The sequence below is a fragment of the Pseudoduganella flava genome, assembly GCF_007830495.1.
GTDB lineage: Bacteria > Pseudomonadota > Gammaproteobacteria > Burkholderiales > Burkholderiaceae_D > Rugamonas > Rugamonas flava.
The window spans coordinates 230,736-242,890 of sequence record NZ_VLKW01000004.1 but is presented as its reverse complement, the minus strand read 5'-3'; the positions used below and the strand labels follow the sequence as shown (position 1 = coordinate 242,890).

Annotated in this window: 9 protein-coding genes; 5 read left to right on the top strand and 4 right to left on the bottom strand. The window is 67.4% G+C overall.

Translation table 11 applies throughout. The features are described from left to right. Positions 1 to 4: 4 nt before the first annotated feature. Positions 5 to 1,252 (bottom strand): D-amino acid dehydrogenase, encoded by a 1,248-nt coding sequence (locus IP92_RS12750; RefSeq protein ID WP_145875334.1) that lies wholly within the window; start codon positions 1,250 to 1,252, stop codon positions 5 to 7. A gap of 147 nt (positions 1,253 to 1,399) precedes the next feature. Here IP92_RS12750 and tal point away from each other — a divergent pair, with 147 nt between their 5' ends. The 5 genes from tal to IP92_RS12725 all read left to right on the top strand — a co-directional run bounded on the left by tal (position 1,400) and on the right by IP92_RS12725 (position 9,436). Then, entirely contained in the window at positions 1,400 to 2,329 is a 930-nt protein-coding gene (gene tal, locus IP92_RS12745) for a transaldolase (protein WP_145875332.1), read from the top strand. A 163-nt stretch (positions 2,330 to 2,492) separates the two neighbouring features. Further along, positions 2,493 to 3,710, top strand: coding sequence for an efflux RND transporter periplasmic adaptor subunit (locus IP92_RS12740; RefSeq protein ID WP_145875330.1), 1,218 nt, complete (start codon positions 2,493 to 2,495; stop codon positions 3,708 to 3,710). Continuing rightward, a complete protein-coding gene (locus tag IP92_RS12735; RefSeq protein WP_145875328.1) occupies positions 3,711 to 6,860 on the top strand; it encodes an efflux RND transporter permease subunit in 3,150 nt (1,049 codons plus the stop codon). Next, a complete protein-coding gene (locus IP92_RS12730; RefSeq protein WP_145875326.1) occupies positions 6,857 to 8,293 on the top strand; it encodes an efflux transporter outer membrane subunit in 1,437 nt (478 codons plus the stop codon). Before IP92_RS12735 ends, IP92_RS12730 begins: the two co-directional genes overlap by 4 nt. A gap of 57 nt (positions 8,294 to 8,350) precedes the next feature. Beyond that, a complete protein-coding gene (locus tag IP92_RS12725) occupies positions 8,351 to 9,436 on the top strand; it encodes a patatin-like phospholipase family protein (RefSeq protein ID WP_145875325.1) in 1,086 nt (361 codons plus the stop codon). Between the two features lie 89 nt (positions 9,437 to 9,525). Here IP92_RS12725 and hemW read toward each other — a convergent pair whose 3' ends face one another. From hemW to rph, 3 genes are all read right to left on the bottom strand, one after another. Then, the gene (hemW, locus tag IP92_RS12720) at positions 9,526 to 10,767 is read right to left on the bottom strand and encodes a radical SAM family heme chaperone HemW (protein WP_145875322.1); all 1,242 of its coding nucleotides are present in this window, start codon (positions 10,765 to 10,767) and stop codon (positions 9,526 to 9,528) included. Continuing rightward, positions 10,764 to 11,348: an RdgB/HAM1 family non-canonical purine NTP pyrophosphatase gene (gene rdgB / locus IP92_RS12715; RefSeq protein WP_145875320.1), complete on the bottom strand. Its 585-nt coding sequence runs from the start codon at positions 11,346 to 11,348 to the stop codon at positions 10,764 to 10,766. Before rdgB ends, hemW begins: the two co-directional genes overlap by 4 nt. Positions 11,349 to 11,417: 69 nt before the next feature. Further along, positions 11,418 to 12,152: a ribonuclease PH gene (gene rph / locus IP92_RS12710; protein ID WP_145875319.1), complete on the bottom strand. Its 735-nt coding sequence runs from the start codon at positions 12,150 to 12,152 to the stop codon at positions 11,418 to 11,420. Positions 12,153 to 12,155 lie beyond the last annotated feature (3 nt).

The window sequence follows — 12,155 nt, the reverse complement described above, 5'->3', positions numbered from 1 at the left end:
GCGTCTAGCCCACGGCGGCGGCGCCGCGCTCCGGCACGGCGGCGGGCACGATCTGCCGCGCCACGTCGACCGCGGTGGCCGCCGCCAATGTCCAGCCCAAATGCCCATGCCCCGTGTTGTAGAACACCCGCGGGCTCTTCCCTCTTCCGACGCGCGGCAGCAAGTCCGGCATCATCGGCCGCAAACCCGCCCACGGGATGACGGACTCCGTGCGCACGCCGGGGAACTCGTTGCGCACCCACTCGACGAGCGGCCGGATGCGGTCCGCGCGGATGTCGCGGTCGAAGCCGGCCAGCTCCGCGGTGCCGGCGACACGGAAGCGGTCCGCACCGAAGCGGCTGGCGACCAGCTTGCCGGCGTCGTCGACCAGGCTCACTGTCGGCGCGGCCGCGCGGCTGGCGGCATCGTCCAGCTGCACGGTGATCGAATAGCCTTTGACGGGATACACGTCGATGCGATCGCCCACCATGCGCGCCAATGCGCGGCTGGCGGTGCCGGCGCAGATGACGGCCGCGTCGAAACGCTGGGTGGCGCGCTCGCCCCCGTGCGCGACGTCGACGTCGATGCCGTCCTCGCGTGGCACCAGCGCCAGCACGTCGCGCTCGCACAGCAACCGCACGCCGCGCCGCGCGCATGCATCGGCCAGGCCGGCCGTGAACTTGTGGATGTCGCCGCTGCTGTCGCTGTCCGTGTGGAAGCCGCCGTAATAGGTGCCGGTCAGCGCGGGCTCGATCGCGCGCATCTCGGCCGGCGTCACGGCCCGCCGCGCCAGCCCCGCCCGGGCCAGCAGCCTGCTCACGTCCTGCCCATGGTCGAAGCCGGCCTTGTCGCGGTACAGGTGCAGGATGCCTTCGCGGCGCAGGTCGAAGTCGATCCCCTCCTCGCCCGCCCACGCGAAGAGGTGCCCGCGCGCGGCGATCGCCATGCGCGCCAGCGCCACCGTGTTGTCGCGATAGCGGGGGATCGCCGCGACGAAGCGCGCCAGCCACGCCACCTTGTGCCACGTGGGCGCCGGATGCAGCAGCAGCGGCGCATCCTTCGTCAGCATCCAGCCGAGGCCCTTCTTCACCGTGGCCCAGTGATTCCACACCTCCGCATGGGACGCGGACAGCTGGCCGCCGTTGGCATACGACGTTTCCATGGCCGGATAGCGGTGGCGCTCGAACAGCGTGACGGCGACGCCACACCTGGCCAGCGCGTAGGCGGTCGTCACGCCGGTGACGCCACCACCGATGACTGCGATGTGTTTCATGGAGAGCAAGGATACCCCAGCCGGGAGCTTGCAGTTCCGAAAATATTTCCAAAATCGAGGGACAGTCCCCGAATTTTGGAAACTTTTTGGGCTGCGCATTTCGGTACAATAGCGTCTTTGCCCCGATTTTCTCCAGCCGGCCCAGTCATGAATCAACTCGAACAGCTCAAGCAATACACCACCGTCGTCGCCGATACGGGCGACTTCCAATCGATCAAGGCGTACGCGCCGCGCGACGCCACCACCAATCCTTCGCTGATCCTGAAGGCGGTGCAGAAGGACGAATACAAGCCGCTGCTGGAAAAGGCCGTGCGCGACAATCCGAACGCGTCCACCGGCGAGATCATCGACCGCCTGTTGATTTCGTTCGGCGGCGAGATCCTGAAGATCGTGTCGGGCCGCGTCTCGACCGAGATCGATGCGCGCCTGTCGTTCGACGTCGAGGCCAATGTGCAGAAGGGCCGCGAGCTGATCGACCTGTACGAGCGCGCCGGCTTCGACCGCGAGCGCGTGCTGATCAAGATCGCCTCCACGTGGGAAGGCATCAAGGCCGCCGAGATCCTCGAGAAGGAAATGATCCACTGTAACCTGACGTTGCTGTTCTCGCTGCCGCAGGCGATCGCCTGCGCCGAGGCGGGCGTGCAGCTGATCTCGCCGTTCGTCGGCCGCATCTACGACTGGTACAAGAAGCAGACTGGCCTCGACTACCAGGGCGCGGAAGATCCGGGCGTGCAGTCCGTGAAGCGCATCTACAACTACTTCCGCAAGTTCGGCTACGACACCGAAGTGATGGGCGCGAGCTTCCGCAACACGAGCCAGATCCTGGAACTGGCCGGCTGCGACCTGCTGACGATCAGCCCGGACCTGCTGCAGAAACTGGCCGATTCGAACGAGCCGGTCGAGCGCAAGCTGACGGCCGATGCCGCCGGCACGCAAGGCAAGATGACGGTCGACGAAAAGACGTTCCGCTTCATGCTGAACGAGGACGCGATGGCCACCGAGAAGCTGGCCGAAGGCATCCGCGCGTTCTGCGCCGACTCGAACAAGCTGAAACAGATCGTTTCCGCGATGCGCTGATTCGCCGCGCGACGGGAAAAAGGGAGCTTCGGCTCCCTTTTTTATTTTCTTCGCATGTACAAAACGTTACTTTTATACGTGATATACAATGTTTCACTTCCCTTCCACACCCCGCGCATAAGGGAAAGCACGACCATCTTATTTTTTCGCGAGACATCCATCCATGAGATCTGTTCCTCGTTGCACACCCGTCGCCCTCGTCGTCCTGTCGCTGCTCGCGGCATGCGGTAAAAAAGACACCGCGCCTCCCGCCCCGCCCCCACCCACCGTTTCCGTCATCACCGTCGCTCCCGCCGCCGTCGCCGTCACGAACGAGCTGCCCGGCCGCGTGGAAGCCTATCGCGTGGCGCAGGTGCGGGCGCGGACCGCCGGCATCGTGTTGAAACGGGTGTTCGAGGAAGGCTCGGACGTGAAGGCCGGCCAGGTGCTGTTCCGGATCGATCCCGCGCAGTTCCAGGCGACTTACGCGAGCGCCCAGGCGGCCGTCGAAAAGGCCGAGGCGAACCTGGCCCAGGCCGACCTGAAGGTGAAGCGCTACAAGCCGCTGCTGGCGGCGCAGGCCGTCAGCCAGCAGGAATACGACGACGCGATCACCGCGCAGAAGCAGGCCGCCGCCGATCTCGCCAACGCGAAGGCGTCCAGGCAGACGGCCGGCCTGACCCTCGGTTACGCGACCGTGACGGCGCCGATCTCGGGCCGCGTCGGCCGCGCGCTCGTCACCGAAGGCGCGCTGGTGGGCCAGGGAGAGGCCACGCCGATGGCGCTGGTGCAGCAGCTCGACCCGATCTACGTGACGATCACGCAGTCCTCCACCGAACTGCAGCAGCTGCGCCAGGCGCTGGCCAGCGGCCGCCTGAAAAGCGTGGGCAAGGACCAGGCGCGCGTGACGCTCGTGACGGAAAACGGCGAGGCCTACCCGAACGCGGGCAAGCTGCTGTTCTCGGACGCCTCGGTGGACGAAAGCACCGGCACCGTGTCGCTGCGCGCCGAATTCCCGAACCCGAAGCGCGCGCTGTTGCCGGGCATGTATGTGCGCGCCCGCCTCGAACAGGGTATCAACGAGGCGGCGATCACGGTGCCGCAGCAGGCCATCGTGCGCAGCGCGGAAGGCGCATCGGTGATGATCGTCGGCGCCGACAACAAGGTGATCGCCCAGCCGGTGCAGGCTTCCGAATCGCTGGAGAACAAGTGGATCGTCAACTCCGGCCTGAAAGGCGGCGAGCGCATCATCGTGGAAGGCTTCCAGAAGGCCAAGCCGGGCGCGCAGGTGAACCCGCAACCGTGGCAGCCGGCCCAGAACGGCGCGGCGCCCGGTGGTGCACCAAGCGGTGCACCCGGCAGCGCGCCGGCGGCCGCAGCCACGGCCGCGAAGGGGGCGTAAATGCCACGCTTCTTCATCGACCGCCCCGTGTTCGCATGGGTGATCGCGCTGTTCATCCTGCTGGGTGGCGTGCTGGCGATCACGGTGCTGCCCGTGGCCCAATACCCGACCATCGCGCCGCCGTCGATCGTCGTCACGGCGAACTACCCGGGCGCCACGGCGCAGGTGCTGGACGACGCCGTGACCAGCGTCATCGAGCAGGAGATGAACGGCGCCGAAGGCCTGCAATACGTGGAGTCCGAGAGCAATGCGGCCGGTGGCGTGACGATCACCGTCACGTTCGTGCCGGGCACGAACCCGGACATCGCCGCGGTGGACGTGCAGAACCGCATCAAGCGGGTCGAATCGCGGCTGCCGCAGGCTGTCACGCAACAGGGCGTGCAGGTCAACAAGGCCCGTTCCAACATCCTGATGTTCGTCGGCGTGTATTCGACCGACGGGCGGATGGACCCGACCGCGATCGGCGATTACGCGGCGCGTAACATCGTCAACGAGATCAAGCGCATCCCCGGCGTCGGTCAGGCGCAGTTGTTCGGTACCGAGCGCGCGCTGCGCGTGTGGGTCGATCCGAACAAGCTCACCGGCTACAAGCTGAACATGAGCGACGTGACGGCGGCGATCCGCGCGCAGAACGCGCAGGTCACGTCCGGCACGATCGGCGACCTGCCCAACCCGGCCTCGCAGGCGTACCAGGCGCCGGTTGTCGTGACGGGCCAGCTGACGTCCGTCGACCAGTTCAAGAAGGTCGTGCTGCGCGCCAATCCGGACGGCTCGACCGTCAAGCTGGGCGACGTCGCGCGCCTGGAGATGGGCGGCTCGAACTACAACATCAGCGCGCGCCTGAACGGCCAGCCGTTCGTGGCGATCGCCGTGCAGCAGTCGCTGACGGGTAATGCGCTGGCGACGGCGAACCTGGTCAAGGCGAAGATGGACGAGCTGCAGAAATTCTTCCCGCCGGGCCTGAAGTACACGGTGCCGTACGATACCTCCACGTTCGTGAAGATCTCGATCGAGGAAGTGGTCAAGACGCTGCTCGAGGCGGTGGTGCTGGTGTTCCTCGTGATGTATCTGTTCCTGCAGAACTTCCGCTACACGATCATCCCGACGATCGTCGTGCCCGTCGCGCTGCTGGGTACCTTCGCGGTGATGCAGCTGGCCGGCTTCTCGATCAACGTGCTGACGATGTTCGGCATGGTGCTGGCCATCGGCATCCTGGTCGACGACGCCATCGTCGTCGTCGAGAACGTCGAGCGCATCATGAGCGAGGAAGGCCTGTCGCCGCGCGATGCGACGCGCAAGGCGATGTCGCAGATCACCGGCGCGATCATCGGCATCACGCTGGTGCTGATCGCCGTGTTCGTGCCGATGGCGTTCTTCGGCGGCGCCGTGGGCGCGATCTACCGGCAGTTCTCGCTGTCGATGGTGTCGGCGATGGCGTTCTCCGCGCTGATGGCGCTGACGTTGACGCCGGCACTGTGCGCGACGATCCTGAAACCCGTCGAAGCGGGCCACCACGTCGAGAAGCGCGGCTTCTTCGGCTGGTTCAACCGCAAGTTCGCCACCACGGCGAGCGGCTACCAAGGCCTGATCGCACGCATCCTCACGCGCACCGGCCGCTTCATGCTGATCTTCGTCGCGCTGCTGGCGATCGTCGCCTGGCTGTACGTGAAGCTGCCGTCGTCGTTCCTGCCGAACGAGGACCAGGGCTACATCATCACCAACGTGCAGCTGCCGCCGGGCGCCACGCGGCCCCGCGCGGAAGCCGTGCTGGCCAAGGTCGACGCGTACTTCCGCGCGCAGCCGGAAGTGGCGCGCACGATCGCGGTGGCAGGCTTCTCGTTCTCCGGCAACGGCCAGAACGCGGGCCTCGTGTTCGTGCCGCTGAAGGACTGGAAGGAGCGCGGCAAGGGCCAGTCCGCGACGGACCTGGCGGGCCGCGCATTCGGCGCGCTGTCCGGCATTCCGGATGCGATCGTGTTCCCGCTGTCGCCGCCGCCGATCCGCGAACTGGGCAACGCCACCGGTATCACGGCGCGCCTGCAGGACCGCAGCTCGCTGGGTCACGAAGCGCTGATCAATGCGCGCAACCAGCTGCTGGGCATGGCCGCGAAGAGCACCGTGCTGAAAGGGCTGCGGCCCGAAGGGCTGGAAGATGCGCCGCAGCTGATGCTGGACATCGACCGCGACAAGGCACAGGCGCTGGGCGTGTCGTTCGCCGACATCAACACGACGCTGTCGGCGGGCCTCGGCTCGTCGTATGTGAACGACTTCAACAGCAGCAACCGCCAGCAGCGCGTGATCGTGCAGGCCGACGCGAGCCGGCGCATGCAGCCGGAGGACATCCTGCGGCTGAACGTGAAGAGCGGCACTTCCGGCAATATGGTGCCGTTCGCCGCGTTCGCGACGACGCGCTGGATCAACGGCCCCGTGCAGCTGATCCGCTACAACGGCTACCCGGCGATCAAGCTGACGGGCGATGCGGCACCAGGCTACAGCACCGGCGACGCGATGGCCGAACTGGAACGCCTGGCAGCCCAGCTGCCGCCGGGCTTCGGCATCGACTGGACCGGCCAGTCGCTGGAAGAGCGCACCTCCGGCTCGCAGGCGCCGATGCTGTTCGCGCTGTCGCTGCTGGCCGCGTTCCTCGTGCTGGCGGCGCTGTATGAAAGCGAATCGATCCCGATCGCCGTGCTGCTCGTCGTGCCGCTGGGCGTGCTGGGCGCGCTGCTCGGTGCGCACCTGCGCGACCTGCCGAACGACGTGTACTTCAAGGTCGGCCTGATCGCCATCATCGGCCTGTCGGCGAAGAACGCGATCCTGATCATCGAGTTCGCCAAGGACCTGCAGGCGCAGGGCATGGGCCTGATCGAGGCGACGCTGGAAGCGGTGCACCTGCGCTTCCGCCCGATCATCATGACGTCGCTCGCGTTCATCCTCGGTGTGCTGCCGCTCGTCGTGGCCAGTGGCGCCGGCTCGGCCAGCCAGCGCGCGATCGGCACCGGTGTGATGGGCGGCATGATCACGGCGACCGTGCTGGCCGTCTTCCTCGTGCCCGTCTTCTTCGTCGTGATCCGCCGCATCTTCAAAGGCAGCGAGCGGCAGCGCCGCCTCGCCGCGCATGAACTGGACCTGCCGGAGACCAAGCAATGAACAACAATATCCTGAAACTGACGGGCGCCCTGCTCGCCGCCGGCCTGCTGTCGGCCTGCTCGTTGGCGCCCACCTTCGAACGCCCGTCCGCCCCGGTGGCCAGCGCCTTCCCCGCCAATCCCCCGGCGGCCGACAGCAAGGGCGGGCCGGGGGCGGGCGCGAAAGACGCCGTCGATACGGGCTGGCGCGAATTCTTCGCGGACCAGCGGCTGCAACAGCTGATCGCCACGGCCCTGGACAACAACCGCGACCTGCGCACTGCCGCGCTGCGCATCGAGGAAGCCCGCGCGGCGTACAACATCACCCGCGCCGACCGGCTGCCGAACCTGAATGCCGGGTTGTCCGGCACGCTGGCGCGCACGCCGGGGTTCCAGAACCCGGCCACTGGACAGCCGACGATCGGCGAGCAGTTCAATGCCGGCCTGTCGATCCCCGCGTTCGAGCTGGACTTCTTTGGCCGCGTGCGCAGCCTGTCCGAAGCGGCATTGGCCACATACCTGTCCACCGACGAAGCGCGCCAGGCGGCGCAGATCAGCCTCGTCGCGGAAGTGGCGAAGGCCTACTTCACGGAGCGCGCCTATGCCGAGCAGCTGGCCCTGGCGCAGCGCACGTATGAAGCGCGGCGGCGCACCTATGAACTGACGCGCCAGCGCGTCGACGTGGGCGCCTCGTCGCTCTTGGACCTGCGCTCGAACGAGACGCTGATGGAAACAGCACGCGCATCCGCGCTGGCCCTGGCCCGCCAGCGGGCGCAGGCCGAGAACGCGTTGACGTTGCTGGTCGGCGCGCCGCCCGCGCAAGCGGCATCGGGCAATATGGCCGACGATGCGCAGATCGATGCGATGAGCAGCGTGCCGGAAGGCTTGCCGTCCGACCTGATCGCGCGCCGGCCTGATATCCGCGCGGCCGAGCAGCGGCTGCGCGCCGCCAACGCGAACATCGGCGCGGCGCGCGCGGCCTTCTTCCCGCGCATCTCGCTGACGGCGGCGATCGGCAGCGCCAGCCCGGCGTTCTCGCAGCTGTTCGACAGCGGCAACGACACGTGGTCGTTCACGCCGCAGCTGACGTTGCCGATCTTCGACGCGGGCCGCAACCGCGCCAACCTGAACCTGGCCGAAGTGCGCAAGAATATCGCGGTGGTCGACTACGAACGGACGATCCAGACGGCGTTCCGCGAAGTGGCCGATGCGCTGGCCGCGCGCAGCTATCTCGCCGACCAGGTGGCGGCGCAGCGGGCGATCCAGGACGCGCAGGCCGAGCGCCTGCGGCTGTTGACCTTGCGCTTCGAGAACGGCGTCGCCAGCACGCTGGACGTGCTGGACGCCCAGCGCGAGCTGTTCTCGGCCGAGCAGCAGCTGGTGCAGGCGCGCCTGCTGCGCACGACGAGCGCCATCGACCTGTACCGCGCCCTCGGCGGCGGCTTGAAGCAATGAAGTAACGGGGCGGAGCGCCTGCTCCGCCCTCCTCCCCCGCTCTATTCCCGACTTCCCATGGATTCTCCCATCACGATACGCCTGGGTTCCCGGGCGCGGCGGCGCATTGCCGCCGACGGCCTGCGGGCTGCGGACATCGCCATCATCCCTGCCGCCGCCGGGGGGCCGAAAGGGCTGATCCTGAACGGCATCGACCAGTGGCTGTTCGGCGACTGGTTGCCGAGTGCGCCGCGCGAACGCCGCCTGATCGGCGCATCGATCGGCGCGTGGCGGATGGCCGTGTCGGCACTGGCCGATCCCGTCGCCGGCCACAAACGCTTGGCGCACCATTACGCACACCAGACTTACCCAGCAAAGGTCGATGCGGCCTACGTCACGCGCACCGTGCGCGGTCTGCTGGACGAGGTGCTGGACGGTCACGCCGGCGAGATGCTGGCGCACCCGCACTACCGCGTGACGGCGATCACGGCGCGGGGTACGGGGCCGCTAGCCGCCGCCGGCGGCGTGCGCTGGCGCGAGATGACCGGCTTCCTGCTGGCCGCGGCGGGCAATGCCGTCTCGCGTGAGCGGCTGGCCGGCGCGATGGAGCGGGTGCTGTTCCACGACGCGCGCGATCCGTCGGCCTGGCTGCGCGAGCGCTTCGATGCGTTCCCGCCGCGCTTTGCCACGCTGACGGAAGCGAACCTGCGCGACGCGCTGCTGGCCTCCGGCTCAATCCCATTCGTGCTGCAGGCGGTGCACGACATCGCCGGCGCACCGCCGGGCGCGTACTGGGACGGCGGCCTGATCGACTACCACCTGCACCTGCCGTACCAGCGCGACCCGGACCTGGTGCTGTACCCGCACTTCACCGACCACATCGTCCCCGGCTGGCTCGACAAATCGCTGCCGTGGCGGCGTGCACGCGAATCCGCATCCGATCCGGCTCTGGAAAACGTGATGCTCGTGTCGCCGTCGCCATCGTTCATCGCCCGGCTGCCGAACCGCAAACTGCCGGACCGCAGCGACTTCAAGCACTACGGCCAGGACCACGCCGCCCGCATCCGCGACTGGACGTATGCGATCGGCGAAAGCGAACGAATGGCGGAAGCGCTGGCGCGTTGGGTGGAGCAGCCGGATGTGAAGGTGGCAGGCGAGTTCTAACCCTACGGTTCAGCTTGTGTCCCTCTGGGGTCAGACCCCAGAGGGACACGGACCCAACTGATCGCAACTGCCGAGTCCGTGTCCAGCCGTCAACCCAGGAATATCTGCTGCAGGTCGTTGAGGAACCGGTGCCCCAGCTCGGTTGGCCGGATCACCATGTGGTCGCGATAGATGAGGCCCTTGCCTTCCGCCTCGTTCAGCTGTTTTTCGATGACGTTCAGCGCCAGCCCCGTGCGCTCGGTGAACAGGTTCGGCGCGAAGCCGTCCTGCAGGCGCAGCGCGTTCAGCATGAACTCGAAGCCCATGTCGGCGCGGCCGATCTCGTGCTCTTCCTGCACCGGCGTGCCGTTCGCCACCTGCTCCATGTACGACTTCGGTTGCTTGTAGCGCGCCTGTCGCAGCACGCGGTGCGGGAACGACAGCTTCGAGTGCGCGCCGGCGCCGATGCCGAGGTAGTCGCCGAACTGCCAGTAGTTCAGGTTGTGCTTGGCCTGACGGCCTGGTTGCGCATAGGCCGACACCTCGTAGTGGCGGTAGCCCGCGGCACCGGTCATCTCGGCGATCAGGTCCTGCATGTCGGCGCTGGTGTCGTCGTCCGGCAGGTTCGGCGGGTACTTCGCGAACACCGTGTTCGGTTCCATCGTCAGGTGGTACAGCGACAGGTGCGGCGGCTGGTACGACATCGCCGTTGCCAGGTCCGTGCGCGCTTCTTCCAGCGTCTGCTCCGGCAGCGCGTACATCAGGTCGAGGTTGAAGTTGTCGAAGTTCGCCAGCGCGATCTCGACGGCACGACGCGCCTCGCCCTCGTCGTGGATGCGGCCCAGCGCCTGCAGGTGCCGGCCGTTGAAGCTCTGGATGCCGATCGACAGCCGGTTGATGCCGCTCGCCCGGTAGCTCCTGAACTTCTCCGCCTCGAACGTGCCGGGGTTCGCTTCCATGGTGATCTCGGCCTCGGCGTCCAGCGGCAGCAACGTGCGCAGGTCCGACAGCAGCCGGTCCAGTCCCGCCGCCGACATCAGGCTCGGCGTGCCGCCGCCGATGAACACCGTATGGATCTTGCGGCCCCAGATCAGCGGCAGCGCCATCTCCAGGTCCGCGCGCAGCGCGTCGAGGTACTCCTTCTCGGGCACCTCGCCCTTCGCTTCGTGCGAGTTGAAGTCGCAATACGGACATTTGCGCACGCACCACGGCCAGTGCACGTACAGCGCCAGCGGCGGCAGCGCCGTCAGGTTCAGCGCACCGGGCTGCAGGTATTGGGCGGCGACGCCGGCCGCCGCATCGATCGTGCGCGTGGGGCCGACCGGCACCCCGACGGGTTTGATGGGGATCATTTCAGTTTCTCGACCAACGCACGCAAGGCCTGGCCGCGGTGCGACAGGCGGTTCTTCACTTCCGGCGCCAGCTCGGCCGTCGTCTTGCCCAGTTCCGGGATGTAGAAGTGCGGGTCGTAGCCGAAGCCGCCTTCGCCGCGCGCCTCCGCCTGGATCACGCCGCGCCACATGCCATCGGCAATCACCGGTTGCGGGTCGTCCGCATGGCGCACGAACACCAGCACGCAGTAGTAGTACGCGGACTTGTCGTCATGCTGCGCGAGGTCGGCGACCAGCTTCGCGCTGTTGCGCGCGTCCGACTTCGGCTCGCCCGCATAGCGCGCCGAGTACACGCCGGGCGCGCCGCCCAGCGCGTTGACGCAGACGCCCGAGTCGTCGGCCAGTGCCGGCAGGCCGGTCAGCCGCGCGGCGTGGCGCGCCTTGGCCAGCGCGTTCTCGACGAACGTGTGGAACGGCTCCTCCGCCTCCGGCACGCCGAACTCGCCCTGGGCGTGGACGTCGAAGCCGACAGTGGACAACAGCGCGTTGAATTCCTTGAGTTTGCCTGCGTTGTTCGAGGCGAGAACGAGTTTTTGAGTCATGGGTGCAGCAGGTGCCAGACACCGGTGTCAGGCACCGGTGTCCGACACCTGTTCATAAAAACCGCGATTTTACTCCGCCAGCTCCAGCGCCTGCTTTTGCAGCTTGACGAGGTCGCGGATGCCGCCTTCGGCCAGGTCCAGCAGCCGGTTCATCGTGGCGCGGTCGAACGCGGCGCCTTCGGCCGTGCCCTGCACTTCGACGAAGTGGCCGGCGTCCGTCATGATCACGTTCATGTCCGTGTCGCAGTCGGAGTCTTCGACGTAGTCCAGGTCCAGCACCGGCGTGCCCTTATACACGCCGACGGAGATGGCCGCCACGAAGTGCTTCAGCGGGATCGCCGGAATCAAGCCTTTCGCGACCAGCTGCGCGAACGCGTCGTGGGCGGCGACCATCGCGCCCGTGATCGACGCCGTGCGCGTGCCGCCGTCGGCCTGGATCACGTCGCAGTCGAGGTGCAGCGTGCGTTCGCCGAACGCGGCGAGGTCGAACGCGGCGCGCAGCGAGCGGCCGATCAGGCGCTGGATCTCCTGCGTGCGGCCGCTTTGCTTGCCCTTCGCCGCTTCGCGGTCCATCCGCGAGTGCGTGGAGCGCGGCAGCATGCCGTATTCCGCCGTCAGCCAGCCCTGCCCTTTACCCTTCAGGAAGCCCGGTACCTTTTCCTCGATGCTGGCGGTGCAGATCACTTTCGTGTCGCCGCATTCGATCAGCACGGAGCCTTCCGCATGCCTGGTGTAACGGCGGGTCAGGCGCACGGCGCGCAACTGGTCGCATGCGCGGCCGCTGGGACGGGTTTCTACAGTCATTGG

What these genes read in the sequence shown, in the direction of transcription:
- IP92_RS12750 (WP_145875334.1), bottom strand. Translation starts at nt 1,252, where the DNA reads ATGAAACACATCGCAGTCATCGGTGGTGGCGTCACCGGCGTGACGACC.
- tal (WP_145875332.1), top strand. Translation starts at nt 1,400, where the DNA reads ATGAATCAACTCGAACAGCTCAAGCAATACACCACCGTCGTCGCCGAT.
- IP92_RS12740 (WP_145875330.1), top strand. Translation starts at nt 2,493, where the DNA reads ATGAGATCTGTTCCTCGTTGCACACCCGTCGCCCTCGTCGTCCTGTCG.
- IP92_RS12735 (WP_145875328.1), top strand. Translation starts at nt 3,711, where the DNA reads ATGCCACGCTTCTTCATCGACCGCCCCGTGTTCGCATGGGTGATCGCG.
- IP92_RS12730 (WP_145875326.1), top strand. Translation starts at nt 6,857, where the DNA reads ATGAACAACAATATCCTGAAACTGACGGGCGCCCTGCTCGCCGCCGGC.
- IP92_RS12725 (WP_145875325.1), top strand. Translation starts at nt 8,351, where the DNA reads ATGGATTCTCCCATCACGATACGCCTGGGTTCCCGGGCGCGGCGGCGC.
- hemW (WP_145875322.1), bottom strand. Translation starts at nt 10,767, where the DNA reads ATGATCCCCATCAAACCCGTCGGGGTGCCGGTCGGCCCCACGCGCACG.
- rdgB (WP_145875320.1), bottom strand. Translation starts at nt 11,348, where the DNA reads ATGACTCAAAAACTCGTTCTCGCCTCGAACAACGCAGGCAAACTCAAG.
- rph (WP_145875319.1), bottom strand. Translation starts at nt 12,152, where the DNA reads ATGACTGTAGAAACCCGTCCCAGCGGCCGCGCATGCGACCAGTTGCGC.